This window comes from Pseudomonas sp. HMSC066A08 (assembly GCF_001813025.1).
Classification (GTDB): domain Bacteria; phylum Pseudomonadota; class Gammaproteobacteria; order Pseudomonadales; family Pseudomonadaceae; genus Pseudomonas; species Pseudomonas aeruginosa.
Genome location: NZ_KV811305.1, coordinates 440,884 through 463,511, shown reverse-complemented (window position 1 = coordinate 463,511; position 22,628 = coordinate 440,884). Strand labels below are relative to the sequence as shown.

General features: G+C 58.0%; 29 protein-coding genes and 1 pseudogene. 12 read left to right on the top strand and 18 right to left on the bottom strand.

All coding sequences use genetic code 11. The features are described 5' to 3' along the window. Positions 1 to 65: 65 nt before the first annotated feature. From HMPREF2886_RS18545 to HMPREF2886_RS33485, 7 genes are all read right to left on the bottom strand, one after another. A complete protein-coding gene (locus HMPREF2886_RS18545; RefSeq protein ID WP_023083410.1) occupies positions 66 to 1,205 on the bottom strand; it encodes a trypsin-like peptidase domain-containing protein in 1,140 nt (379 codons plus the stop codon). A 75-nt stretch (positions 1,206 to 1,280) separates the two neighbouring features. Then, positions 1,281 to 2,279: an ATP-grasp domain-containing protein gene (locus HMPREF2886_RS18540; RefSeq protein WP_031634352.1), complete on the bottom strand. Its 999-nt coding sequence runs from the start codon at positions 2,277 to 2,279 to the stop codon at positions 1,281 to 1,283. Positions 2,280 to 2,756: 477 nt separating this feature from the next. Continuing rightward, entirely contained in the window at positions 2,757 to 3,863 is a 1,107-nt protein-coding gene (locus HMPREF2886_RS18535) for an endonuclease/exonuclease/phosphatase family protein (protein ID WP_023083408.1), read from the bottom strand. A gap of 386 nt (positions 3,864 to 4,249) precedes the next feature. Further along, positions 4,250 to 4,657 (bottom strand): hypothetical protein, encoded by a 408-nt coding sequence (locus HMPREF2886_RS34300; RefSeq protein ID WP_034082648.1) that lies wholly within the window; start codon positions 4,655 to 4,657, stop codon positions 4,250 to 4,252. After that, positions 4,650 to 6,272 carry a tyrosine-type recombinase/integrase gene (locus HMPREF2886_RS33490; RefSeq protein WP_177344457.1) on the bottom strand — a complete coding sequence of 541 codons (1,623 nt, stop codon included), beginning with the start codon at positions 6,270 to 6,272 and terminating at the stop codon, positions 4,650 to 4,652. Before HMPREF2886_RS33490 ends, HMPREF2886_RS34300 begins: the two co-directional genes overlap by 8 nt. 251 nt (positions 6,273 to 6,523) lie before the next feature. After that, positions 6,524 to 8,185: a hypothetical protein gene (locus HMPREF2886_RS34295; protein WP_071534604.1), complete on the bottom strand. Its 1,662-nt coding sequence runs from the start codon at positions 8,183 to 8,185 to the stop codon at positions 6,524 to 6,526. A 2-nt stretch (positions 8,186 to 8,187) separates the two neighbouring features. Next, complete coding sequence (locus tag HMPREF2886_RS33485; RefSeq protein WP_023083406.1) at positions 8,188 to 9,327, bottom strand: tyrosine-type recombinase/integrase; 1,140 nt, start codon at positions 9,325 to 9,327, stop codon at positions 8,188 to 8,190. 93 nt (positions 9,328 to 9,420) lie between these two features. Between HMPREF2886_RS33485 and HMPREF2886_RS18525 the strand changes: the two are divergent. Together HMPREF2886_RS18525 and HMPREF2886_RS18520 are read left to right on the top strand one after the other, a co-directional pair. Beyond that, a pseudogene (locus HMPREF2886_RS18525) lies at positions 9,421 to 9,903 on the top strand (endonuclease); the annotation flags it as partial. A gap of 18 nt (positions 9,904 to 9,921) precedes the next feature. Continuing rightward, the gene (locus HMPREF2886_RS18520; protein WP_033973318.1) at positions 9,922 to 10,440 is read left to right on the top strand and encodes a thermonuclease family protein; all 519 of its coding nucleotides are present in this window, start codon (positions 9,922 to 9,924) and stop codon (positions 10,438 to 10,440) included. Here the strand turns inward: HMPREF2886_RS18520 and HMPREF2886_RS18515 are convergent. Then, a complete protein-coding gene (locus HMPREF2886_RS18515) occupies positions 10,415 to 10,645 on the bottom strand; it encodes a hypothetical protein (protein WP_003090795.1) in 231 nt (76 codons plus the stop codon). The two genes, HMPREF2886_RS18520 and HMPREF2886_RS18515, sit on opposite strands and share 26 nt — an antisense overlap. A gap of 65 nt (positions 10,646 to 10,710) precedes the next feature. Then, a complete protein-coding gene (locus HMPREF2886_RS18510; protein ID WP_033973319.1) occupies positions 10,711 to 10,944 on the bottom strand; it encodes a DUF3509 domain-containing protein in 234 nt (77 codons plus the stop codon). 223 nt (positions 10,945 to 11,167) lie between these two features. On the opposite strand from HMPREF2886_RS18510, the gene HMPREF2886_RS18505 reads away from it, so the two are divergent. Then, entirely contained in the window at positions 11,168 to 12,067 is a 900-nt protein-coding gene (locus HMPREF2886_RS18505; protein ID WP_070748021.1) for a YihY/virulence factor BrkB family protein, read from the top strand. Here HMPREF2886_RS18505 and HMPREF2886_RS18500 read toward each other — a convergent pair. Both HMPREF2886_RS18500 and HMPREF2886_RS18495 read right to left on the bottom strand, forming a co-directional pair. Next, positions 12,057 to 12,374 (bottom strand): hypothetical protein, encoded by a 318-nt coding sequence (locus HMPREF2886_RS18500; protein WP_042170241.1) that lies wholly within the window; start codon positions 12,372 to 12,374, stop codon positions 12,057 to 12,059. The genes HMPREF2886_RS18505 and HMPREF2886_RS18500 overlap by 11 nt on opposite strands. Positions 12,375 to 12,529: 155 nt before the next feature. After that, positions 12,530 to 12,973 carry a YqaA family protein gene (locus HMPREF2886_RS18495; RefSeq protein ID WP_003114414.1) on the bottom strand — a complete coding sequence of 148 codons (444 nt, stop codon included), beginning with the start codon at positions 12,971 to 12,973 and terminating at the stop codon, positions 12,530 to 12,532. Between the two features lie 135 nt (positions 12,974 to 13,108). Between HMPREF2886_RS18495 and HMPREF2886_RS18490 the strand changes: the two genes are divergently transcribed. Next, a complete protein-coding gene (locus tag HMPREF2886_RS18490) occupies positions 13,109 to 13,483 on the top strand; it encodes a DUF5064 family protein (RefSeq protein WP_003090800.1) in 375 nt (124 codons plus the stop codon). A 109-nt stretch (positions 13,484 to 13,592) separates the two neighbouring features. Then, positions 13,593 to 13,922, top strand: coding sequence for an ElaB/YgaM/YqjD family protein (locus tag HMPREF2886_RS18485; RefSeq protein ID WP_003090802.1), 330 nt, complete (start codon positions 13,593 to 13,595; stop codon positions 13,920 to 13,922). Positions 13,923 to 13,986: 64 nt separating this feature from the next. Here HMPREF2886_RS18485 and HMPREF2886_RS18480 read toward each other — a convergent pair whose 3' ends face one another. Then, the gene (locus HMPREF2886_RS18480) at positions 13,987 to 14,184 is read right to left on the bottom strand and encodes a hypothetical protein (protein WP_003090804.1); all 198 of its coding nucleotides are present in this window, start codon (positions 14,182 to 14,184) and stop codon (positions 13,987 to 13,989) included. 177 nt (positions 14,185 to 14,361) lie between these two features. On the opposite strand from HMPREF2886_RS18480, the gene HMPREF2886_RS18475 reads away from it, so the two are divergent. Beyond that, complete coding sequence (locus HMPREF2886_RS18475) at positions 14,362 to 14,592, top strand: DUF2789 domain-containing protein (RefSeq protein WP_070748019.1); 231 nt, start codon at positions 14,362 to 14,364, stop codon at positions 14,590 to 14,592. Positions 14,593 to 14,941: 349 nt separating this feature from the next. Further along, positions 14,942 to 15,412 (top strand): serine protease inhibitor ecotin, encoded by a 471-nt coding sequence (gene eco / locus HMPREF2886_RS18470; protein WP_039026870.1) that lies wholly within the window; start codon positions 14,942 to 14,944, stop codon positions 15,410 to 15,412. A 51-nt stretch (positions 15,413 to 15,463) separates the two neighbouring features. Here eco and HMPREF2886_RS18465 read toward each other — a convergent pair whose 3' ends face one another. Together HMPREF2886_RS18465 and HMPREF2886_RS18460 are read right to left on the bottom strand one after the other, a co-directional pair. Beyond that, positions 15,464 to 15,850, bottom strand: a complete 387-nt coding sequence (locus HMPREF2886_RS18465; RefSeq protein ID WP_039026871.1) for a 3-isopropylmalate dehydratase large subunit — start codon at positions 15,848 to 15,850, stop codon at positions 15,464 to 15,466. A 186-nt stretch (positions 15,851 to 16,036) separates the two neighbouring features. Further along, the gene (locus tag HMPREF2886_RS18460; RefSeq protein WP_033973324.1) at positions 16,037 to 16,480 is read right to left on the bottom strand and encodes a PACE efflux transporter; all 444 of its coding nucleotides are present in this window, start codon (positions 16,478 to 16,480) and stop codon (positions 16,037 to 16,039) included. A gap of 102 nt (positions 16,481 to 16,582) precedes the next feature. On the opposite strand from HMPREF2886_RS18460, the gene HMPREF2886_RS18455 reads away from it, so the two are divergent. Next, positions 16,583 to 17,470: a LysR family transcriptional regulator gene (locus HMPREF2886_RS18455; RefSeq protein WP_003099119.1), complete on the top strand. Its 888-nt coding sequence runs from the start codon at positions 16,583 to 16,585 to the stop codon at positions 17,468 to 17,470. A gap of 210 nt (positions 17,471 to 17,680) precedes the next feature. Here the strand turns inward: HMPREF2886_RS18455 and HMPREF2886_RS18450 are convergent, their stop codons facing one another. After that, positions 17,681 to 17,995 (bottom strand): hypothetical protein, encoded by a 315-nt coding sequence (locus HMPREF2886_RS18450; RefSeq protein WP_039026872.1) that lies wholly within the window; start codon positions 17,993 to 17,995, stop codon positions 17,681 to 17,683. 364 nt (positions 17,996 to 18,359) lie between these two features. On the opposite strand from HMPREF2886_RS18450, the gene HMPREF2886_RS18445 reads away from it, so the two are divergent. Together HMPREF2886_RS18445 and HMPREF2886_RS18440 are read left to right on the top strand one after the other, a co-directional pair. Continuing rightward, positions 18,360 to 19,637, top strand: a complete 1,278-nt coding sequence (locus tag HMPREF2886_RS18445) for an OprD family porin (RefSeq protein ID WP_003099122.1) — start codon at positions 18,360 to 18,362, stop codon at positions 19,635 to 19,637. 156 nt (positions 19,638 to 19,793) lie between these two features. Beyond that, complete coding sequence (locus tag HMPREF2886_RS18440) at positions 19,794 to 20,165, top strand: hypothetical protein (RefSeq protein ID WP_033973327.1); 372 nt, start codon at positions 19,794 to 19,796, stop codon at positions 20,163 to 20,165. Positions 20,166 to 20,207: 42 nt separating this feature from the next. Here the strand turns inward: HMPREF2886_RS18440 and HMPREF2886_RS18435 are convergent, their stop codons facing one another. Both HMPREF2886_RS18435 and HMPREF2886_RS18430 read right to left on the bottom strand, forming a co-directional pair. Further along, entirely contained in the window at positions 20,208 to 20,552 is a 345-nt protein-coding gene (locus tag HMPREF2886_RS18435; RefSeq protein WP_070748017.1) for a cupin domain-containing protein, read from the bottom strand. 111 nt (positions 20,553 to 20,663) lie between these two features. After that, complete coding sequence (locus tag HMPREF2886_RS18430; protein ID WP_070748015.1) at positions 20,664 to 20,873, bottom strand: hypothetical protein; 210 nt, start codon at positions 20,871 to 20,873, stop codon at positions 20,664 to 20,666. A gap of 269 nt (positions 20,874 to 21,142) precedes the next feature. Between HMPREF2886_RS18430 and HMPREF2886_RS18425 the strand changes: the two genes are divergently transcribed. Beyond that, positions 21,143 to 21,331: a hypothetical protein gene (locus tag HMPREF2886_RS18425; RefSeq protein ID WP_003090821.1), complete on the top strand. Its 189-nt coding sequence runs from the start codon at positions 21,143 to 21,145 to the stop codon at positions 21,329 to 21,331. Positions 21,332 to 21,345: 14 nt separating this feature from the next. On the opposite strand, the gene HMPREF2886_RS18420 is transcribed toward HMPREF2886_RS18425, so the two are convergent. Then, entirely contained in the window at positions 21,346 to 21,537 is a 192-nt protein-coding gene (locus HMPREF2886_RS18420; RefSeq protein WP_230393106.1) for a hypothetical protein, read from the bottom strand. Positions 21,538 to 21,885: 348 nt separating this feature from the next. Between HMPREF2886_RS18420 and HMPREF2886_RS18415 the strand changes: the two genes are divergently transcribed. Then, positions 21,886 to 22,581: an alpha/beta hydrolase gene (locus HMPREF2886_RS18415; RefSeq protein WP_033973330.1), complete on the top strand. Its 696-nt coding sequence runs from the start codon at positions 21,886 to 21,888 to the stop codon at positions 22,579 to 22,581. Positions 22,582 to 22,628: the final 47 nt, after the last annotated feature.

Genomic DNA, 22,628 nt, shown 5'->3' with positions numbered 1-22,628 from the left:
TGCTTCCTTGTTTGGCACGAGGGCTGACCCTAACGCCTAGTCCCGAGATTCAAGCAATTGTTTCCCTATGGATTACGCGCCTCGATTTTCCATAGCGATTGCTGAGCTTCACGGGCCATTTGAGATGTCGAGAAAGTCTTTCCTGTTGGTGTACGAGCTGGCTCGATACCACAGGCATCAAGAAACGCCAGGGCAAGCCCGGCCTTGACCGCGAAGTTCATGTTCTGTGCGTCAGGGATCGTGGAAGTCACCATCCCTACTACTGATCCAGCTGCGTCAAAGAGGGGGCTACCACTTGATCCCGGCTGAATTGGTGCAGTGAATTGGAGCAGGCTGGAGTCATTGTGCAGGCCAAAGAGTGCTGAAACGCCACCTTGGGTGACGTGCACTCCCCCTCCGGCCAGACCAGCAAGTGGGAACCCGAGGGCCACCACAGGCTCGCCAAGGTCACACCCAACTCCATCCCGGAAAGCCACCGGCTTAAAGGCTGGCGCTCCCTGCACTCTAAGGAGTGCCAAATCATTGCGTTGATCTACAACCACTGCCTCGGCACGATGGCGTCCTTCGAACGAAGCGATGTGGATCTCTTTCATGTCCTCAATGACATGCGCGCAGGTGAGAATATGGGTGGAAGTCACAGCAAAGCCGGTGCCTGTCGCTCCGGATGCTGGTCGGCTCTGTTCTGAGGAACTGGAGCGGCGGTGCGGGTGAGCATCGTCGATCTTCAGGCCGATGCGACGTCCAAGAGCTGCTAGGCCATAGGCCGACCCCTCGGCCAGAGCACGGAATTTCCACTGGTGATTGCGGCAATAGAACTCACCGACAATGATCGCTGATTCACCATTGTCGGACAGGTTCAAGTTGAACTCGATCTGAGAGTCGATCTGCAAGCGGAGTAATCGCAGGTCGCTTACTGGGCCCATTGCCGAGAAGGTGTACACGACCAAGAGCACCCTGTCGGCACCGGTCGGGAGTTGGCCGAGATTCAAGTTGCAGCAGATTTTCTCTTGCCCACCGCTCCACTGCATCCAGGCCTGGGAAACCTGGAAAAGTGCTGCTTCCCCTTTTGGGTGACGCTTATCGTCCAGCGGAAGCAGAGCGACAGCGGCATAGTCCCCGAATGCCGAGGGATTGCCGCACTCCAGCGTCCAGGAACATTGCGCCGCTCCCAAAGCGGTGTTTGCGCCAGGCGCCATCACCATCATCCCTGCTTTGCTCCTTGAGTCCCGAACCTTACTAAATGCGACGAAATGGTATCAAACTTGAAGTCTGACTACATATCAAGTTGCTACTGGCACCGCAACGGTTATGGCTTTCACCCTGATGTTCGGTATCCAATCACTCACCGGCTCAGCCAGACCAAGCCTTCTAGTGGCGAAGATACCTGGCAGGTTCACTCCCGTATGTCGGGTGTAGCCGATGCCACCGGAGTACCGCGGATTGATCTCGAGCAGATGTGGGACACCGTCTAAATCATCCCGCGTTTGGACATTGACCAGGCCATCGCACTGGAAGTGAGCGGCAGCCTTCAGAGCGAGCTCCACCGCCGGCGAGGCATTCTCGAAGGTCTGGTGCAGCCCTTCTTTCCGGCGACCAACAAATGCCACGGGGCGGCCGGATTCGCAAACCATGTCGATCGAGCACTCGCTTCCTGTCATGTACGGCATCACCAGCATGGCGGAACGATCCGCTCCAGCCCGGTAGGCATTAAGGTATGTCTCGAACTGGACTTCCCGAGAAGCGGGGTTGGCGAAGCAACGAAACGAATCCACTTCAGACTTGAAGCGCCAGAACCCCTGACCATATATACCTACCGCTGGTTTGACACAGACGTCGCCGTGAACACGAAGGGACTCGTAGGCATCGATGAGTTCCTTCGCATTACGTGCCGTGATCGCCGGGACACACGCAAGGCCAGCACGCTCTGCTTCCGCCGTGAATTTGCTCTTGTCATCTACCAACTCGAACGTACCCATGCTCGAGCCGCCGGTAACCAAAACCAGGCCAGCGACCTCGAATCGATGGCGCTGAGCCTCAAAGACACTCCCCACGCGGCCGGCTAGGATGACTTTAATCCCATGCCTTAGGGCGGTCTCGATCACCCAGTCGATTCGTTCCTGGTTGTCCTTCGGTTCAAGGAAGCTTACATCGGCGCTTCCGGTGATTTCGGGCCTGTCTTGGCGATGTGAAGCAAAAATCCTCACTTCCGGCGGGAGGGCTTCACGCGCTCCCAGAATGATGTCCCGCTGGCTGGACTGTCCCTCAAGAAACCAAATCAAGATATGCATCCTCAGGGTGGCTGCGGCCGGGCAAAAAAGGCGATCAGCCATGTTTATGGTGGAAGGGGCGATAACGGGGGCTCGGCGTGTATCAACCGGCATCCAGCATTCTACTGGAGTGTATCGCCAAGATCTAAATATCACTCTGGCCGCATCTTGAGCGTCTTTCAGAACCTCGTGCACGCAAGGTTTGGTGTTCAGTAGAGTGCTGAAGTTATCGGAGAAACAGAGCCTGATCGCAACTCTCAACGGACTCGTTCCTGGACCCAGTTGAAAGAGAAACGGTATTGGTTACTAAAGGGAACTTGAATGCACCCATCCGGTTGCTGGTGGTCACTACAAGGTGCTCGCACAGGCACGGCCCAACTCCTAATCGGATAATGGGCAGCCGAAGCTGCCCTAGGTCACATTGATGCGTGCGACTGCCTCACTGCGATGAGGCTGTGACACCAACCTTTGGTCGGTGCATTAGATCTATCAGCGACAATTGCCGGCCAACCGGTACCCTGCGGCTTCTGCCTCCTGGACACTGCTGAACTCCACTCGGTTCTTTGGTGATACTTTGTCGTAGCTCGGGCAGCCCGGCCAGTGGAAAATGCGGGAGTTAGCATTTCCGCGGATATGGTCGGCATCGTCTATGTTGGAGGCGATGGCTGCAGTGCTCTTCTGAGCTTGAGACGGGAAAATCTGCTTCATTCCGCCCCCCGCAACTCGACTCCTTTCTGCCTCCGGTCGGACCGTTACAACCCCCTGGCGCAGCTTCGCATTTCCCAGGGTGACGAATACGGGAGCGTGATCACTCACGTGCTTCCGGCTTTTCTCATGGCTCCAGCCGATCATCCGGGGGTAGTCCATGATGCCCGCGTTATCCAGCTTCAGACGATGCGTCCTGGATACCCAGATGTTGTCGTAAAGATTGGCGTAGAGCCCTTCGCGTGCGGAAAGCGTGGTTGCGCCCTTTGTAATGAGGGGCGTTGCGTGCTGTGAGAGGCCGGAAAATGCGGGGTGAGAGGGAGGCATATTGAAGTCACCTACCAGCATGACCGGGGTTTCTGGGTAGATGCTTTCCAGCCACGCCCAGTAGCTCTCCAATTCCCTGACCTCCGGCTCACGGTCTTGGGGACCTTTCCCGTACAACACGTGAATGCTGGCCACAGCAAATAACGTACCATCTCGTTTCGATTTAAATCGGGCCGATAAGGGCTCCCTAATAAAGCGATCGCCTCGATCCATGTACACGACTGCCCCGTCTTCGTATACGACAACGCTCTCACGCATGAGGAAAGCATAGAGTTCTTTGTAGGAGCGGGAGCCCACCGCATGGCTGACCAACGTCGACCATTGCTCCCCGGTCCGTTTCTCAAGCTCCGCCTCCAACTTTGTCAGTCCTTCCTCATTCATCACTTCCTGAATGGCTACCAGATCTGCTTTCCCTGCCACCTCGGCGAGTGCTGGAAAGCTCTTCTCCCCACCCTGTCCCAACCTCATGGCGTTCCAAGACATCAGAGTCAGATCCGCTGCCGAGCTCAGAGAACTGACCAGAACAGTGCCCAAAAGCAATGCGCCATTGAAAAACCCTTTCACCCGTTTACTCCTTTTGTTTGGGCATCAAACGTAACTGAATTTTCAGCTACCGGCCGATTCTGTTGAAAAAAACCGTCATGATTCTGCCCCATGAAAGAGCATGAGCGACGTTGAAATCTGGTTCGCTCAAAACTTATTTTTTCGTAGAGGCACCGAAATCTAATGTATTTTTTAACCGTCCAAAGCTGCCATCTCAAAAACCAACTTTTCCAACAGAATCGGCGGAAGAGGTTCTTCGCAAACAACTGCATCCATGCCAAACAAAATCTCTAACAGCTGCTTACGAAGGGGCACTTCATTATGATTTTGACTAGGGAATTTTGATGCTAGAACTCTGGCATAACCGGACTAAGCCACTGCCATAGCTCGCCCTGAAATAGTCACACTCAACCTCTGGACTTCAACGCTTTGACATTTTTTGAGTCGACAATAGCTCGAAGCATCCTCAGTTCTGCTTCGAGACTTTCGTTGATAGACACGAGTTTAACCTTCATAGCTTTCAATCCATTAATTTCTATACGGAGCGCCTTGATTATATCGCGCATCTCTCGCTGAGCCTCCAGTCCTTTGACAATCTTTTCTCGATGCCCCTGACCGAGAGCAGTACGAATTTCTTCGGCAACACGGGGATAGCGATTATGGATTGTTGCACGACTCATACCTGCCTCTTCGGCAACCGAGGCAATAGACAACTTTCTACTAGATTCTACTATCCTCGTACGTCCGTGCTGGATTCGCTTTAAAGCATCTAGCAACTTTTTTTCGGTTCCCGATATTCGATCTTCTTTATGCATGACGAAGCCCCCCTTCAAGTAAAACACCGAGCTTAAGCTCCTCAATATCAGCTCCAAGCTCTTGAAGGACGACTTCACACCGTCGAATATCGCTGTCAATTCGTGCACCCGCACCTGGACCACAGTCATTAGCGATAGCTTTAAGCTCCAACATTTGACCATATATGCCTACCCAATGTGGCAGCCGCGATTCATCGATAAGACTTTTCGAGCAATCACCGCATCGAGTTTTATCCAATACACTGCCACCGGAGCAGCCCGTACTATCTGCAGTACACCATGCAATACCAGTACTTCTCAGATGCACAACCTCCGATACAAACTGAACCATTTCACGGCGGCTTTTGTACGTCCGAATCGCCTCATCAGAGGATCGAAAAATACGAATGGTCTCTGCCAAACCACCAGAAACCAATGCATCTTCTTCAAAAACACTTTCAAGCACCAGCATCTTTTCGTGACGCATTGCAACATAGATTTCATCAAACAGCTCTTTATCTCTAACTTGATCCTCTGCATATATCGCAGTCATATCCAGCGTCCAATGTTTGAAATGATCACGAAGATAACGAACATCACCGAGTTGACTGCGAGCCACATATCGAGCGAACGTCCTTCTAAATTGGTGTGGTGCGACCTCCCAGTCAATATTATGAGCCAGCATAAACCGCTTTAATCTTGCCCTAATGGTTTGTGCAGCAAAAACTTGGAGTTTATGTGCATGCCCTCCCCACCCAAGGAACAAAGAATCGAGATGCGCTTCATAATCATGCATCTCTATCAGATTACTTGCCGACTTAGCCAAACTGTATCTATCATTTAGCTCGGCACGAATCTCTGCGGTGACCTTCCCCGCAACATCTAGCGCTTCATGGGTAAGCTTTGTGACTAGCCAATCTACCTTACCCTCTTTGGTCTTTGTGGATACTCCAGACATCCAGTAAAACTTAGTACCATCTTCCCCATCACGTACGTAGTGAGCGCCTATTTTTAAGCTCATGAGCTCTGAAACTCTTATACCGCTCGTTAGAAGAATGACGATACTGCAGGCATCTAGCAGGAGATTTTTCTCAAGTCTCAACCCTAAAATGCCACCCCGGTATCCCGTAGCCGCAAGTTTTGCGTTTACAGTGCCAGAATAGGAATATTGGGCTTGCCATTCGGAAACCATTTCCGCAAGCGCTAATGTCTCGTCTGCGCGCTCTAGACGTGATACAGCCGCACGAAAAATTTCCGCGAGCTTGTTATCTGGAATTGGCAAGGTCTTTGATTGGGCCCAGTGAGCACGATTTGCGCCTGACAACTCAGTCGCGCTACTTTCAGGCCAAGGGTGCACCATGGGAGTAGTAGTAACTTTACTGAGCAGATGCAGTGTGTGCACCGAGCTCAATCGCGTACAAAGATAGGACTTAGAAAACTTATCACCAGATCTACTGCTACTATTTTTTAAATAATTAACATACTGCATACACAGAAATTCTGAAATTTCAGACAAGCACTCGACATAAGCACCAGCAAACTTCAAAAATAATGATACGTTTTTGAAAAAAGAAATTAACGAAGATCCGACTGGTCGCACCCGGCCCTCTATGCCGTTTAAATAGTATTCAAGCATAACTATTTTCAGAACTGAGCGCCAACGCTCTGGAATCTTACCGAACCGAATGCATTTATCGTGGTCAGCAGTCCCAGGTGGAAAAATCGCGTTTGGGAATCGCCAAACGTCATCCGCGAGGTAACTTAAGACTTTGTATGTCCCGTCCCCTAGCCGTGTAGCGGTGACTGCTATAGGCAGGTGCGTGTGACCTTCACGAGCCTTTCTCAGTGCTTCTTGTTGATAATAGCTAACACCCTTAGCCAAAATCATTATGCCAACCCCAAAATTTCAGGATCTTTCCAAAATGGATGAGGATTCTGCCTAGCTTTTTCCCTAGCAGCCACAACAGTGGACTTATCAAATTTAGGCAAGATTTTTTCGTCAATAATTTTAATTATATGCCTATATAACCTCACCCAATTTTTTGCACCGATTCGCCCGCGCTCACGAACCAACAACCAATAGAAGCTTAATAATCTATGCAGGTCATCCGCAGTCACTACGAAAGAGCTGCAGCGAAAGCAGTTTAAGAACTCCACACAATGACTCCCATTCTTGGGAGCCCTGTGCCCGTTAACGGTATCCTTGCAACGGGCCACAGCAGTATTTACCTCTTTTACCGGAATAATACCAAGATCGGCATGATCATTTTCGAGAAGTTCTTTATTACGAACCTCCCCCATCAACGCCCAATTTTTCTCAGCATCAGCCGGCGCTTCCAAATAACTATCCAGGAGGACTTTTGGAGTATTTCCAGCCAACATTGCAGTTAAAAAAGGATCATTACCTGAGAGCTCCCATATTTTATTGGCAAAGGTCTTCCTTAATCTAGACACATTAACAACCAGTCTATCACCATTATCAGAAATCAACTCATGACGAACTACCAGCGCCTCCAAAGCTCGATTAATAGTATTAATAGTTATAGGTGCAGGAGTTCTTTCATCAGGATTCTTTAAGGGGCGCTCACGAACGAATAGCCTATCTTTCCACTCCCCCCTACTCCTTATAGAGTCATTCCTTTCTGCGACCATTTTTATAATAGCGGAAATATCGGGCAGCACCACACTCAGGGTATCTACTTCATCATCCAGCGTTGACACAGCGCCACTACTAACTGACTGATAGTTCACTTTATGAGCGCGGCGCTTATAAGTAATCAAAATACTACGATCACGCCTAAGCGGATGAGGAAGCAAACAACCCATGGAAAGTTCGATTAAAGGCGTAAGATTCAATCCAGTACGAGCTACTATTGCAACCGCACAAAAGGCCAAGCCCTCCGCCAAAATAGGACCAGACGCCTCCTTTACTGCAATCACCTCTCTTTTCAAAGCATTAATAACTTGTGTAAACTCTTTCTTTGAAAAAGCTTTTTCACTACTTTTCCTCCTATTGGAGTGCGGGTAAGGATTAGGAGGAAATATATCACTTGAAAGTAACCCACACCTTACCAACTCGCCAAGCACTGACTTACAACAGGTGTAAATATTTTTCTGAGTTGTATATCCAGCACCAGAGGCCTCGAGATATCTAATAAAAGATGCAACAAACCCCCTATCAATATGTCGCAAACCTATCTCACCCTTCATAGCCATTGACATAAATGAGCAATAGCATAAAAAGCTTCTCGAAACGCGCTTTGCATAAGTAATAATACTCGCCACGGACTTAGTCTTACCTTGCGAAGCTATAGCAGACCCGAGCAACACTTCGATGACTTTATGGCAATAATAGGTAACCTCATCACACCCTACACCATAATATCGCCCGAAATCCAATTTCCGCACTGTCAACGGACTTTCCGGAAAGTTAATAACATAACTCTCCGGAACAAAATTAATGGTCTTTGACAGATGATCCGCAATGATGTGGTTAGATGAGCCTTTATCTATCACCAGAGCAGCAGAAGAAAAATCTTTGCGCGCCATATTCATATTCTTCCAACGCAGACAGAATCAATAAATTCTTGATACTCTCCCATAACATCATCTTCGATCATAGAAATTAAGTGCAAGTACCTCTGCGTAGTAGCCACACTGGAGTGGCCGAGCCTATCCCGCACATATAGCAACGGATCTATAACACTCTTACGCCTGCGCATGTCATGGAGTGTATGCGTCGCATAGGTATGGCGGAGCATATGAGGAGTGACTGTGAAAGGAAGCCCCAGATCTTTCCACATATGGTTTAGACTCTGGCCTTTAGGACTGTAAGGCACACCATACCTAGATAGAAACAACGGAATTGACTCTACACATGAGGTCTGCATACTCCGATTACGCTCATGAATTTTGTACTGCCAGAGCGCGGCCATAAGCGAGCGAGGGATGTCAATCTCCCGCGCCTTATTCCCCTTGAGCTCCATATCCTTTGGACTACAGAAAACTCTAAAGTGAGAACTGCCTTTAGATATTTGAGCGGGATCAAATATATAGGAGCTTGGAAATGTAAGGAGCTCTTCCTTCCTCAACCCACTGCTTAGGGCTAGTCGTGCAATAAGCTTTTGAGTAGAACAACTTACGGAATTTAAAAAAATTCTAACCTGCTCTTTAGTTAAAACTTTTATTGCTGTTCTCTTCCCCTTCACTAGTATATCGGGAGAAGCGACATACCCTCCAGTTACATCCACATGAGCCAAAAATACAGAATGGACTGCGACCCTTACTGTTTCAACATCATATGGAACCCTCTCTATCCAACCTTGGCGCCTTGCATAGTTATAGAAAGAGCAAACAACTCGCAGTCTAAGATTTATGGTGTTTTCGCTAAGCCCGCAACTACGCATCGACCAGTCACGGTATGCAGCCAGTGGGCTCGAGCCCAGCTCAAAAAAACCAACATCTCTCCAGTCTCGATTGGCAGCATTTAGAAAACCTAAATAGTCGTAAAGGGCTTGCCCGTATGAGGCCCATGTATGTTTACTTTCAACTCGCCCCCTGTGAAGGCAGCGGTAAATCAAGAAGGCGCTTACCTCGGGAATTGACCGTAGTTCTGCTGTTAGGATGATAGGAAATCCAGGGTAGCTAACCCCGTTTATTTTGAACCCCTCATCTGCGAAGACCAACTCCATCTCACCCGCCCCATAAAGCTTGCAATATGAGTCACGGTAGACGCCCCAGACTCCTACGACAAGGAAATGTGTAACTATTTAAAGGGCACATTTCACATCGTCCCGGCCTGGGTGATCGGACACCAGCGGCGCTGCTGGCAGAACGGCGGGCGAAGCAACTGCGCGAGGCACGACAGCACCTACCAGCGCGCCGAGGCCGACCTGCACAACCTGGTGCCGAGCATCGGCGAGGTCAACGGCGACCGCAGCAACTTCGGCTTCGGCTGGCTGCCGCAGAAACCCCAGCAATACGGCGCCTGCCCGATGGTGGTGGACTTCAAGGCGCGCAAGGCGATGCCGCGCCCGCAGATCCGCGGGATGATCGCCCGCACCTACTTCTACATGAGCGACCGCTACGGCCTGCGCCTGTCGAAGCAGGATCGCCAGCTCTACAACGCCTGGCACAAGCAGTACCCGCCACAGACCTGGGAGCGCCAGCGCAACCACATGGTCGGTTGCGTGATGGGCTGGGGCAATCCCTATGTCGGCCCGGTAGACCTGGCGACCTGCAGCAACCTATCCTCGCGTCGACGTTGACCTCCGCCGGAGTAGCCCATGATCTTCCGCACCCTCGCCCTGCTGCCGCTCTGCGCCGCCCTGGCGTTCGCCGCCGACGCCGGGGAGCGCCGCTTCGACTGCACGGTGGTGGCGATACACGACGACGCCAGCCTGGGCTGCCGCCTGCCCGGCGCGAACAAGGCGCTGCGCATCCAGCTCGACGCCGTCGAGCTACCGGCCGCCGAGCCCTGGCGTCGGCGCGCCCGGGAAGCCCTGGAAGACATGCTGCTCGGCAAACCGGCGACCATCCGCGAGCAAGGCCGCGACGCGCGCTTCCGCATCCTCGGCGCGGCCTGGGTCACCCCGGCCGACTGCCCCACCTGCGGGCATACCCTGGATGCCGGGCTGGCCCTGCTGACCATTGGCCTGGCCAGCTGGCGCGACGCGCCGGACAGCGGCCAGACGGCCGAGGCGCGCGGCCAGTACCGATTCGCCGAGGAAGAAGCGCGGGCGCGCAAGGCTGGCCAGTGGGGACCGCGCGACGCCGCTCCTAGAGATGGATCTCCGCGAACTTGATGCCCAGCCCGCGCAGCTCCTTGACCGCGTCGTCGAGCCGGCGGAACGACATCACCTCGTCGCTCTCGTCGACCAGGAAATAGCTGCGCCCGCCGTCCTTCTTGAAGAACACGATCCATTCCCTGGCCAGGGTGGGATTGGCGATGATATGGGTCGCCGAGATCTTCCCTGCCGCCTGCCTGTCCCGAACCTTCTCGCGCTTCATTGCCTTACCGTCAACTGTGTGGAAAGGCGGAATTATCGCATCATCGGTTCCCGCGACGAAAAAACTCAGCGTGCCGCCATCGCCATTTCCATGCCCGGCGCGGCCAGTTCCCGGCGGATGCTGCGGATCAGCCATTCGGTCTCCGGCGGCGCACCGAGCTGCGGCGAGGGTATGGTGCGAGCCACGTAGCGGCCGTCGGCGGCCTGCAACTGCAACAACAGCGCGCCGTCGTGGCGGCTCTTGCTGGACAACTGGAACTCGGGAAAGGCAGCGGCGATTTTCTTCAGGTCGACAGACATGGTGCGCTCCATTTCTGAGAAGTTGGACGGAGGCCCGCCGCGCGGCGGGCAGGCGCAGTCTGGCTAACGGATGCGACCGAATGATGACGCCGGAGACGAACCAATTCGCCCGCCGTGGCGTCCCAGAAAGGACGCGACGAGTTTCACCCAACGGAAAATGCCTGGCGGCAAAGCGGCCATCGGTGGTCGATCGTCATCGGCACGCACACAGCAAGGAGATGGAATGTTCCGTACGGCTTATCGGGAAATAGGCCTGTTCGGCCTGGTCAAGCGCACCGTGAACGAGTTCCTCGAGGACGACATGCCGACCTACGCCTCGGCCCTCGCCTACCAGATGCTGTTCTCGCTGTTTCCGTTCCTGCTGGTGCTGATCACCCTCGTCGGCTACCTGCACCTGCCGGAGTTCTTCGCCTGGCTGCGCGAGCAGGCGGCGTTGCTGCTGCCGCCGGAGGCGATGGACCAGGTCAACCCGGTGATCGACCAGTTGCAGCAGCAGAAAGGCGGCCTGCTGTCGATCGGTATCGCGGTGGCGCTGTGGACCTCCTCGGCGGGCATCCGCTCGATGATGATCGCGCTCAACGCCGCCTACGACGTGAAGGAGAGCCGCCCGGTATGGAAGCGCTTCTCCCTGTCGATCCTCTACACCCTCGGCATCGCCCTGTTGTTGCTGGTGGCGGCCGGCCTGATGGTCACCGGGCCGCAGGTGATCGCCTGGATCGCCAGCCTGGTCGGCCTGGAACAGTACCTGGTGACGATCTGGACCTGGCTGCGCTGGCCTCTTGCGGTGTTCCTGCTGATGCTCGCGGTGGCGCTGTTCTACTACCTGGTGCCGGATGTCGAGCAGCGTTTCCGCTTCATCACTCCCGGCTCGGTGCTCTCGGTGATCGCCTGGATCGCCGCGTCCCTCGCCTATGGCTTCTACGTGAAGAACTTCGCCAACTACAACGCCATGTACGGCAGCATCGGGGCGATCATCATCCTCCTGCTGTACTTCTACCTGTCGGCGGCAGTGGTGCTGTTCGGCGCCGAGCTGAACGCGGTGATCGAACACCATTCGGAAGACGGCAAGGATCCTGGCGAGCGCGAACTTCCCGACAACGACGACCCCGAACTCAAGGCCTGAGCAAGGCGTCGGCCTCGCTGACGCTGGCCTTGCCGGTGGCGCGCCGGTACAGACACAGCTCGCGGCCCTGGCGACCCTGCATGTGCGGCTGCGGATAGCGGCCCTGCAGGAGCAGCGCCGAATAGCCCACCTCATCGTCGAAGGGCAGTACCTGCCCCACCGCGCGTACCTGGCGCAAGCCGCTGGCTTTCAGGCAGGCGGCACGCACCATGGCGTCGTGCGCCTGCCACGCCTCGGCCGTGGAAGCCCAGGCCGGCGCCGAACCGAGCAGCAGGCAGACCAGCGATCCCGCAACCACCCTCGTCATTGCGCACCTCGCATCGCCGGAAACAGGCAGGAAAAGAGAAGCCCCCGGGACCACAGCGGCAACTAAAGGCCCCGGGGGCGATGAGGCGGCAGTTACACCTCGCAGCAATGGACATTGCCCCGCGAAAAATAGTTCTGCGCTCGCCGACGAAGCGCTCAGCCGGCCCAGCCCAGCACCAGCGCAGCCAGGACCAGGTAGCGGAGCGTCTTGGCCAGGCCGACGATCAGCAGGAAACTCCAGCAGGGCTCGCGCATGATGCCGGCCACCAGCGTCAGCGGATCGCCGATGACCGGCACCCAACTGAGCAGCAGGGTCCAGCGGCCGTAGCGGCGATAGTGTCGCTGCGCCCTGAGCAACTGCACCTCGCCCACGGGGAACCAGCGGCGACCGCGGAAATGCTCGAGGTAGCGACCCAGCCACCAGTTGACCCAGGAACCCAGCACATTGCCGACGATGGCCAGCGCCAGCAGCCACGCGACCGACTGGCCGCCGCGCAGCAGCAAGGCGGCCAGCACGGTTTCCGACTGCAACGGCAGCAGGGTCGCCGAACCGAACGCCGAGAGGAACAGCCCGGCGTACGCGGCCCAGTCAGTCAACACCCGAACGCTCCCAGCGCCATTCGCATCCCCACTCCAATCCGGAAAAAACTGACCTGGGACAGCCGTCCCGAGGCCGGCGAAGCATACCCTGGCAGGCAAGGGCATTTCCCCGGTTATCCGAAAAGGAGGCAGGCCATGTTCATTCCCGGCCATCTGCATCTCGCCTCGGCCAGCGAAGTCGACCGCCAGGCATTCGACATCCACCTACGCTACCGGGTCCTGGAGGCCGAGGCCCGCCCCGTGGCCGTACACTTCGACATGGAGGGCCGGATCGACGGCCAGCCTTTCAGCGAAAGCTTCGAACTGCCGCGCGACGCCGCCGTGCACTTCGCCAGCCGTGCCAGTCGCCTGGCCCGGCGCCACGGCCTGCGCTTGCGGCAGGGACCGATCGTGCGCCAGCGCCGCGAGTACGACGCAATGTTCGACGACCTGCGCCGACGCCTGAAACTCAAGAGCGGCGAAGCGATCGACCTCGACCGCTACCTGCGCGGCGAGGCCGGGGCATCCTGAAACGGCTCTCCCGCACGCTAAGGAAGCCCCGACGCAGGCCATGCCGTGCAACTTTCAGCGAAGCGGGCGACTCCATACCTAGGTAACCATCCTCGTCAAGGAGACCGACATGACTCTGAAAACCCGCTCCGCTCGCGCCAAGCAGGCTATCCAGGACCAGGCCATGGCCGAACTGCAGGACCTGATCGCCGAGGTGGACCAGTTGATGAGCGGCACCGGCAGCCTGGCCGGCAAGGAGGGGGCGAACCTGCGCGAACAGATCAATTCCGTGCTGCATCGTGGTCGCGACGCCATCGAGCGCACCCGCCGCGGCGTGGTGCAACGCAGCCAGGCGGCCGCCGAAGCGACCGAGGAATACGTCGAGGACCATCCCTGGCAGACCATCGCCGTCTCGGCCGGCGCCGGCTTCCTCCTCGGCTTGCTGGTGGGCCGCCGCTAGGGCGTTTCAGCAGACGACAGAAAGCCCGCTCTCGGCGGGCTTTTCGCAATGCAGGGGTCTTGGTTCAGGCGGAGATTGCCGCCTCCAGCGGCCAACTCAGCTCCCAGGTTCCCTTCAAGGCTTCCGCCTCGTCACGGCTGGTGAAGGGGCCGGCCCACATGGCGCCATCCACCATCAGGATCCAACAGGCCAGCAATCCCTTGCTGCGCAGCGATTCGGGAACGGACGTCCCCACCAGCACGGCGACTTCGATTCTGGACATAGGCTGACTCCGGTTATCATTAGCTTGCTAATAATAAGTGCCCGCCCCTTCGCCATGAAGCGCGCCGCGCACAACAGTCTTTTTCATCTGCGACAAAATTACCCACCCCGGCACCCACGGCGGCCCTGCCGTTCCGCCGGCTATAGTGGAAAAACAGCGAATCCAGGAGGAACCGTCATGGACACCAGCCCGCACACCTTTTCCAATCTGTTTCGCCAGCTGGGGCTCCCTGCAGGGCGGGACGACATCGTCGCCTTTCTCGCCCGGCACCACCTCGAGGAGGGCACGGCGCTACCCGATGCGCCATTCTGGAACGCTGCCCAGGCCAGCTTCCTGCGCGAAGCCCTGGCCGAGGACTCCGACTGGGCCGAGCAGGTCGATGAATTGGCCTTGCAACTGACCCGCTGAAAAAACCGCAAACTGTTCCACTGAAGGCTCTATCTCGCGGAACTTGCTATGAGTTAGCAGGGAATTTCAAGTCATCGGCATCGATAGCCACTATCAGCCCAAAGCATTTTTCCCCAGCGGAGCGGCGTGAGATCGTAGCGGCGTCGGGAGAACCCCAAGTCCCCGACGCTCCTTTGAAGACCATCGCCCCTCCCCCCGCAGATGGTCTTTTTTTTGCCCGCGATTCGGTCGTGGCCCGGCCGGCTGATCCAGGACATGGAACATTCCGTTACGTCCCGCGCTGAACTTTTCACCCGTGCCTCGGTGTCTTACCCTGCTCGCGTTACCACGTAAGGAGAACCTCAAGGACATGAAAGCACTACTGATCGCCGCCGGCGTTGCCGCTCTTTCCAGCACCGCCCTGGCCGCCAAACTGGATGAAAAGGTTCCCTACCCGAAGGCAGATGCCGGCTCCACTCGCCAGGTCATCCACCTGCCGAAACAGGACACGGAAGACGCATTCAAGGTCGAGATCATCGCCGGCAAGACCCTCGAGGCCGACTGCAACCAGCAGCGCCTGGGCGGCGAGTTGGAAGAACATACCCTGGAAGGCTGGGGTTACTCCTACTACCGCCTGGACAAGGTCAGCGGGCCGATGAGCACGATGATGGCCTGCCCCGGCCAGAAGAAGGAGCAGCGCTTCATCCCGGTGGTCGGCGAAGGCTTCCTGCTGCGCTACAACAGCAAGCTGCCGATCGTGGTCTATGCGCCGAAGGACGTGGAGGTCCGCTATCGGATCTGGTCGGCGTCCGAAAAGGTCGAGAAAGCGGTCAGCGAATAAACGCCGCGAACGAAAAAGCCGCCCGTGGGCGGCTTTTTCGTCGCGCCGGCTTCAGCCCGGCACCAGGCCGATGTTCAGGCCGGAGTCCACGGTGATCCGGTAATGCGTGGTCTGCCCGTTCTGCACATGCACCACCTGCTTGGGCGCCCCGCCGCGGCAGATCCCATCGCCCTGCACGGATACCACCCGCAGCCCCGCCGGAAGGCGGAAGCGCGCACTCTCGCCGGCCTGGATCTCGGCGGCCAGGCGGCTATCGATGATCAAGCGGGTATTGCAGACGCTGCCGAGGAACTCGCGGTCCCGGGAAACCACCAGGAAGGCGTCGCCGTCGTCACGGAACTGGTAGTTGTACAAACGCTCCTTCGGTACCTGATCCGTCTCGTCGAGCGAGGGCGTCGATGTCGAACAACCCGCCAGCAAGACGGCCCCCAGTAGCATCCCCAAAATCCGCATAGTGACCCCAATCCGTTCATCGAAATGCCGTACCCCATCCTCGCCGGGGCGGACCTTCATGGCTTGCGGTCGCACTTCCTCCCTGAACCGGCCCCACAGCGCACGTCCGTCTAAGGTAGGCGATTTGCCCCGGCCAAGGCGAGCGTGAATGGCGCTGGAGAAAAAAAATCTTCAGACGGAGGCCGCCTCACCGGCCGGCAACGCGGAAGCCGGGAGGCCGAACAGGCGATCGAAGGCCCAGTTGAAGAGGAAGGTGTAGCACGGGATCAGGACGATCAGCGCCAGGTCCAGCCAGAACGCCTCCAGCAGGGAAATCCCCATCCACCAGGCGATCAGCGGGATCAGGTAGACCACCAGGGTCAGCTGGAAACCGATGGCGTGTGCCACCCGCCGTGCGACGCTGCGTCCGCGCACGGCCTGGCGCCGCTCCCAGAACTCGAACAGGCAGTTGTAGATGAAGTTCCAGGTGACCGCGACGGTGGTGATCACCACCGCCAGGGGGCCGGTGGTAGTGGGTGTGGAACCGGCAAGCAGGGCCAGCCCCAGGGTCGAGATACTCATCCCGATCATTTCGTAGGCGGTCACGTAGACCAGTTTGCGCTTGATGCCTTGCACATGGACCTCTCGGGCCTGATAGCGGAAAGGCGGGCAAGGTTGGATCAATTTTCTTGACAGAAAAAGTCAGCAGCTTTCAGATCTACTGACAGGAGAATTGCCATGAACTTTTCCAGCGACACCATCGAGCTGTTCCTCGCCGTCCTCGACCGCGGCTCCTTTTCCGGCGCCGCCCGTGCCTTGGGTCGAGTGCCTTCGGCGGTGAGCATGGGCATCGCCAACCTGGAGGCGGAACTGGGTTTCGCCCTTTTCGAGCGAACCCACCGCGAAGCCCGTCCTACGGCGCTGGCCAGGGCCCTGGCGCCGCAAGCGCGGATGATCGCCGAGCAACTCGCCCAGTTGCAGGTGCATGCGCTGGAACTCTCCCAGGGATTGGAAAGCCGCCTGTCGCTCGGCGTGGTTGCGGACATCGACAGCGGGCGGCTGTTCGGCGCCCTCCGCACCCTTTCCGAGCGCTACCCGCTGCTCGATGTCGAGGTGCTCAGCGCGGCGCAGGACGATGCCCTCGCCCTGCTCCATGGCGGCCGAATCAGCCTGTGCTTCGGATTCGCCGGCATCAGCGTGAACCCGCAGGAGCGCTTCCAGTATGTCGGCGCGGAATCGCTGGTCGCGACCATCTCGCCGCGCCATCCCGCCCTGCAGAAGCCGGGGCAGGCGCTGTACCTGGAAGAGCTGGTGAACGTGCGGCAGATCCTGGTGGCCAGTTGCGACTTGCCATTGGCCGACACCCGTCCGCTGATTGCCGGCGCCTGCTGGCGCACCGACAGCCTGGGCACGGCGCTGGAAATGGTCGAAGCGGGGATCGGCTGGGGCAATTTCCCGTTGTCCCGGGTCGCGCCGCTGCTGGCAACGGGAAGGCTGGTACGCCTGGACTTCAGGAACACCAAGAACGAGCTGAAACTGCCTGTCCACGCTATCTGGCTGAAAAACCAGCCATTGCGCAAGGCCGCTCAGGAACTGGTTGGCATGCTGGCCACCCGTCCCGATTGAAACGTTATGCAATGCACTTCACAGAAAAAACGAGACCCGTCACGCGAATCGCCGCATAGGCCGGCGTCCCGGCCTCCAGTACTTGATCTCGATCAAGCGCAGTGCCGGCCATAGGCAGATGATCGTTCTGCGGCCATCCTCCGTTTGCGGCCGTAGAGCTCCGGACACTTCATGCTAGGGGGGCCGGAGCTCTTCCCTCTTCCTCAGGGTTCAGGAACAGGTCCTGGCCGCATCGATGAAGGCCCCGCGGGTGACCCAGGGTTGCTGGTCATGGATTCGCACCAGGCTGCCCGCTCTCGCCGGCTGCACCTCCAGCCACTGACCGGCGTCCGCCAGGCGATAGCCGCGGCCTTCCTCCACCAGCGCTACGCCGGGTGCCTGGCGTTGCCACTTGGGCAAGACACACATCGCGTAATCGTAGGGAGCCTTGGTGGTGCTGGCGGCCAGCGCCGGGGCGTTCGAAGCGGGAGGCGAGGCACAGGCGGACAGGGCCAGGGCGGCGAATACAGCGATAAGAATCTTCATGTCACGTCCCTCTTTGTCGATCCGTTCACGATTCGACGGTATCACCGCCCAAAGCGAGAACTGCAGCGACTTCGCGGCATGGTACTTATCGATAAGGTTGATATTGCAGGCGCATGACGAAGCGATCCGGCAACGCCCGATTCAGAGCCTATGGAAGGGGCTTTCCTTGCACTTTGGTTATTAGCAAATGACTCGAAGCTTTCTTGGATCGAACAATGTTCTGGTATTGTTGCGCCGCCAACGGGAGAAACAAGAAACCAGAACCGCCACGCACGGTAAATGGGACAAATGACTCCCGTGCACTTCGAACCTTGCGCTTCCTTCAATTTCAGCGCACATCAAGCCAACAACCAGGAACAATAAGATGTTGAAGAAAAGGATTTGCCTGCTGGCACTGGGCATCGCGACTGCAAGCCAGGCGATGGCCAATGACCAAGAAGCAGCAAAGGGGTTTGTCGAGGACAGCCACCTCGATCTGTTCTTCCGCAATGGCTACATCAGCCGTGACTACAAGCATGGCCGGCAGGACAAGGCCGAGTGGGGCCAGGCCGCGACTGCCACCTTCACCTCCGGCTTCACCCAGGGGACGGTGGGCGTCGGTGTCGACGCGTTCGGCCTGTACGCGGTACGCCTGGACGGCGGCAAGGGTCGTAGCGGCGCCGCCGGTATCGACTTCTTCAAGCAAGGCGACAGCGGCTCCGCGGCGGACGATCTGTCCAAGGGCGGCGCGGCGGTGAAGTTCCGCATCTCCAACACCGTGCTCAAGTACGGCGACCAGATGCCCAGCCTGCCGGTGCTCAGCTACGACAACTCGCGCCTGCTCCCGGAAAGCTACAGCGGCACCCTGATCACCTCCAAGGAGATCGAGGGCCTGGAGCTGAACGCCGGTCGCTTCACCGCGGAATCCCGCAAGAGCGCCGAAGGGCGCGACAGCGGCGGCCTGAAGAGCATCAACGTGTTCGGCGGCAAGTACGCCTTCACCGATCACTTCAACGCCTCGCTGTACGCTTCCGACGTCGAGGACGTACTGAAGAAGCAGTACATCAACCTGAACTACACCATCCCGCTGCAGGCCGATCAGTCGCTGAACTTCGACTTCAACGGCTATCGCACCAAGCTGGACAGCGACTTCGCCGACCAGAACTTCAACGGTAACCGCGACAACAAGATCTGGAGCCTGGCGGCGTCCTACACCATCGACGCCCACACCTTCATGATCGCCCACCAGCGCAACACCGGCGACACCGGCTACAACTACGGCTGGTACCAGAACGCCGGCGGCATCGGCGACGGCGGCACCACCATCTGGCTGGCCAACTCCTACTGGTCGGACTTCAACGCCGAGGACGAGCGTTCCTGGCAGGTCAGCTACGCCCTGGACTTCGCCAAGTACGGCGTGCCCGGCCTGACCTATCGCGTAGCCTACGTGCGCGGCGACAACATCAAGACCGCCGAAACCAGCAACGGCAAGGAGCGCGAGATCTTCAACCAGGTCCAGTACGTGGTGCAGAGCGGTCCGGCCAAGGACCTCACCCTGCGTCTGCGCAGCTCGTTCCTGCGTGTCTCCAACGACGCTCGCTCGTACAACGACGACGGCAACGAAATCCGTGCCTTCGTCGAGTACCCGTTCAGCGTGTTCTGATCGAACCCGCGAGTGCGACGAGAACCCCGGGCCAGTCCCGGGGTTTTCTTTTTTGCGTTTCGTGCGCCAGTTCAACCTTATCGGGTGGCGCCGTACAGCATCGGAAAGCCGGTGATAGCATTCGCTCTCGCTTGCCATTGCTTATCGATATCGACAATGCCGTTCCGGAAACACCTTCTGCTCCCCCTCCTCGGTCTTGCCCTGCTGCTCGGCGGTTGCGGCCCTAGCGTCAGTTACTCCTACATTCCGCCGACCAGCGATGCCGGCCTGCACTGCGTGAGCCAGTGCAACGCCGAGAAGCGCCAGTGCAAGACCCTCGCCAAGCTGCAGCAGCGCCAGGACGACGCGCTCTACCAGGCGCAGAGCACGGCCTACAACTACTGCATGCAGAACAGCGACAAGAAGAAGCGCAAGTCCTGCCCCTACCCACAGCGCAACTTCGATTTCGGCGACGACTGCCAGGACGAGTACCGCAGTTGCTACCAGTCCTGCGGCGGCACCATCCGCCGCATCGTCCACCAGGACTGAGGCGCGACGCCCGGCAGGCATGCCGGGCGTCCGGCAATGCCGTCAGGCGAAGACGAAGTACTTGCGCACCGTCTCCACTACCTCCCAGGTACCACGCAGGCCCGGTTCGATGACGAACACGTCGCCCGCCCTCAGGTGCACCGGTTGCTCGCCTTCCGGGGTGATGATGCAGTAGCCGTCGAGGAAGTGGCAGAACTCCCAGCGTTCGTAGTTCACCTCCCACTTGCCCGGCGTGCAGATCCAGGTGCCCATCAGCTTGCTGCCATCCGCCGAGGCGTATGCGTTGAGGTTGACGGTATGCGGATCGCCGTCGATCCGCTTCCACTTGGTGGCGTCCAGCACGGGTACGGGACAGGTATTGCGCAGTACGGTGATGAAATCTGACATGGTCGCTCCAGGAAGGCAGTGGATGAATGCCTCACCATAGGGCCACGCGCGGGGCGCCGGTTGTCTGGGTTCGACATCCGCCTAGCTGAAAGCGCTAGGCAGCCCGGGCGCTCAGCGACGCCTGCCATTCAGCGCTGCCAGCAGGTCGCAGACCATGATCAGCAGCAGCATGGGTACGGCGAACAGAAAGAACGCCAGCGCCGCGTATTCGTAGGCCTGGCCCGTCCACCACAGGCAAAGGCTGGCGACCGCCACGAGCAGGAAGCTGGCGGCGACGATGAACTTGCACAAGCGCGAGGCGAACCTGAGCGTATCGTCCACGACGTATCTCCTTCGGCGACTCCCCCGCAGTCTGCCGAAACCGCTCTGTCCCGGCGGTGACGCAAGAATGACGATTCGGACAGAATTGTTACGCCTGCCGCAAAACTTCATTCCATTTTGTTAGCTGGCTAATCAAATTCCCCCTTGATATCGTCTTTTTCGCCAGATCCCCAAGGCCTGGCAAATGTCCCTTGTGCAGGCCATTACCAACCCTCCCCCCGCTTGGTAATGGCCTTTTTTTCCCTCCTGCCGTAGTCCATGGAGATCGCATGCCACGCATTGCCCTGGTCCTGGGTGTGCTGCTGGTCAGCGCCTGCGCACAGCCTGTCACGCCGGACTCGATAGTCGAGGAATCGTTTTCCCGCAGCGCCAGCGAACGCCAGTTGGAAGAGCTGAACCGCCAGGGCCTTCCCTACGAGCAGTACCGGCTGCGCCGCCAGCGCATTCTCGGCCGCTGATCCCGGCGCCGCGCCTAGCGCTTCTTCGGCACCACCGCCCGCACCGCCTCGCAGACGACCAACCCGACCATCAGCGGGATCAGCAGCGGCAGGATCGACATCGAGAGGTTTTCCGCTCCCGAGCTGAGGAGAAACGGAAACTGGCTGAGGAAGGCGACCATCGCCAGGCTGAACAGGATCAGCAGGCCGTAGAGGCATGACGCCAATTTCAGAGCTTTTTCCATGACCGGGTAGAAAGTGAAGGATTCGGAGGAAAATCTACCCGCCCCGCTCCCCCGGTATGGCGAGAAGCAAGATTTTTTCAGATTCGGGGGCACCGAAAAGACGCGAACCCGACCGACCGATCACCCCTCCATGCCCGTCGCGACAACCCGATCGGTCGGGTCCGGACTTGCAACATACCGCCGCGCCGATAACACGTCGCCTACCGGAACAAGGAGTTGTTCTTTTCGACGAACGTCCTCGCCTCCCGCTATCGCCCGCCCATCGCGACCTCGTATGCTCGCCGGGCAATGCCTCATGCCAGCAACCCTCACCCACAAGGGAGCAACACGATGAGCAACCTGCCTGCGATCATCCTTGTCCACGGTTTCTGGGGCGGCGCCGCCCACTGGAGCAAGGTCATTCTCGAACTGAAACGCCTCGGCCACGACAACCTGCATGCCGTCGAACTACCGTTGACCTCGCTGGCGGACGATGCCGAGCGGACGCGCAAGATGATCGCGCAGCAACAGGGGCCGGTCCTGCTGGTCGGACATTCCTATGGCGGCGCGGTGATCACCGAGGCCGGCAACCAGCCGAATGTGGTCGGGCTGGTCTATATCGCCGCCTTCGCCCCCGACAGCGGCGAAAGTCCCGGTGGCATCACCCAGGAGCACTTGCCCCTGGCCGCAGCGAACCTGGCGCCGGACAGCGATGGCTATCTCTGGGTGAAGGCGGACAGGTTCCACGAAAGCTTCTGCCAGGATCTCACTGCGGACGAAGGACTGGTCATGGGCATCACCCAGAAGGCTCCGCTGGCCAGCACTTTCGGCGATGCCATCGGCAGCCCGGCGTGGAAGAGCAAGCCCTCCTGGTACCAGATTTCCAGCGCCGATCGCATGATTGCGCCGGAGAACCAGGAGCGGATGGCCGCGCGGATCGCACCGAGGAAGATCGTCACCCTCGATGCCAGCCACGCGTCGCTGGCCTCGCGAGCGAAGGAAGTAGCGGCGCTGATCGACGAGGCCGCGGTGGCCACCGCCCACTAGCGCCGCGCAGGACGCGGCAGCAGGCCCGGCCTGCTGCCGCGGCGGGC

Coding starts and splice junctions, on each gene's coding strand:
- HMPREF2886_RS18545 (WP_023083410.1), bottom strand. CDS start 1,205: ATGATGGTGATGGCGCCTGGCGCAAACACCGCTTTGGGAGCGGCGCAA.
- HMPREF2886_RS34300 (WP_034082648.1), bottom strand. CDS start 4,657: ATGCATAAAGAAGATCGAATATCGGGAACCGAAAAAAAGTTGCTAGAT.
- HMPREF2886_RS33490 (WP_177344457.1), bottom strand. CDS start 6,272: ATGCTTGAATACTATTTAAACGGCATAGAGGGCCGGGTGCGACCAGTC.
- HMPREF2886_RS34295 (WP_071534604.1), bottom strand. CDS start 8,185: ATGGCGCGCAAAGATTTTTCTTCTGCTGCTCTGGTGATAGATAAAGGC.
- HMPREF2886_RS33485 (WP_023083406.1), bottom strand. CDS start 9,327: ATGGAGTTGGTCTTCGCAGATGAGGGGTTCAAAATAAACGGGGTTAGC.
- HMPREF2886_RS18520 (WP_033973318.1), top strand. CDS start 9,922: ATGATCTTCCGCACCCTCGCCCTGCTGCCGCTCTGCGCCGCCCTGGCG.
- HMPREF2886_RS18515 (WP_003090795.1), bottom strand. CDS start 10,645: ATGAAGCGCGAGAAGGTTCGGGACAGGCAGGCGGCAGGGAAGATCTCG.
- HMPREF2886_RS18510 (WP_033973319.1), bottom strand. CDS start 10,944: ATGTCTGTCGACCTGAAGAAAATCGCCGCTGCCTTTCCCGAGTTCCAG.
- HMPREF2886_RS18505 (WP_070748021.1), top strand. CDS start 11,168: ATGTTCCGTACGGCTTATCGGGAAATAGGCCTGTTCGGCCTGGTCAAG.
- HMPREF2886_RS18500 (WP_042170241.1), bottom strand. CDS start 12,374: ATGACGAGGGTGGTTGCGGGATCGCTGGTCTGCCTGCTGCTCGGTTCG.
- HMPREF2886_RS18490 (WP_003090800.1), top strand. CDS start 13,109: ATGTTCATTCCCGGCCATCTGCATCTCGCCTCGGCCAGCGAAGTCGAC.
- HMPREF2886_RS18485 (WP_003090802.1), top strand. CDS start 13,593: ATGACTCTGAAAACCCGCTCCGCTCGCGCCAAGCAGGCTATCCAGGAC.
- HMPREF2886_RS18480 (WP_003090804.1), bottom strand. CDS start 14,184: ATGTCCAGAATCGAAGTCGCCGTGCTGGTGGGGACGTCCGTTCCCGAA.
- HMPREF2886_RS18475 (WP_070748019.1), top strand. CDS start 14,362: ATGGACACCAGCCCGCACACCTTTTCCAATCTGTTTCGCCAGCTGGGG.
- eco (WP_039026870.1), top strand. CDS start 14,942: ATGAAAGCACTACTGATCGCCGCCGGCGTTGCCGCTCTTTCCAGCACC.
- HMPREF2886_RS18465 (WP_039026871.1), bottom strand. CDS start 15,850: ATGCTACTGGGGGCCGTCTTGCTGGCGGGTTGTTCGACATCGACGCCC.
- HMPREF2886_RS18455 (WP_003099119.1), top strand. CDS start 16,583: ATGAACTTTTCCAGCGACACCATCGAGCTGTTCCTCGCCGTCCTCGAC.
- HMPREF2886_RS18450 (WP_039026872.1), bottom strand. CDS start 17,995: ATGAAGATTCTTATCGCTGTATTCGCCGCCCTGGCCCTGTCCGCCTGT.
- HMPREF2886_RS18445 (WP_003099122.1), top strand. CDS start 18,360: ATGTTGAAGAAAAGGATTTGCCTGCTGGCACTGGGCATCGCGACTGCA.
- HMPREF2886_RS18440 (WP_033973327.1), top strand. CDS start 19,794: ATGCCGTTCCGGAAACACCTTCTGCTCCCCCTCCTCGGTCTTGCCCTG.
- HMPREF2886_RS18435 (WP_070748017.1), bottom strand. CDS start 20,552: ATGTCAGATTTCATCACCGTACTGCGCAATACCTGTCCCGTACCCGTG.
- HMPREF2886_RS18425 (WP_003090821.1), top strand. CDS start 21,143: ATGCCACGCATTGCCCTGGTCCTGGGTGTGCTGCTGGTCAGCGCCTGC.
- HMPREF2886_RS18415 (WP_033973330.1), top strand. CDS start 21,886: ATGAGCAACCTGCCTGCGATCATCCTTGTCCACGGTTTCTGGGGCGGC.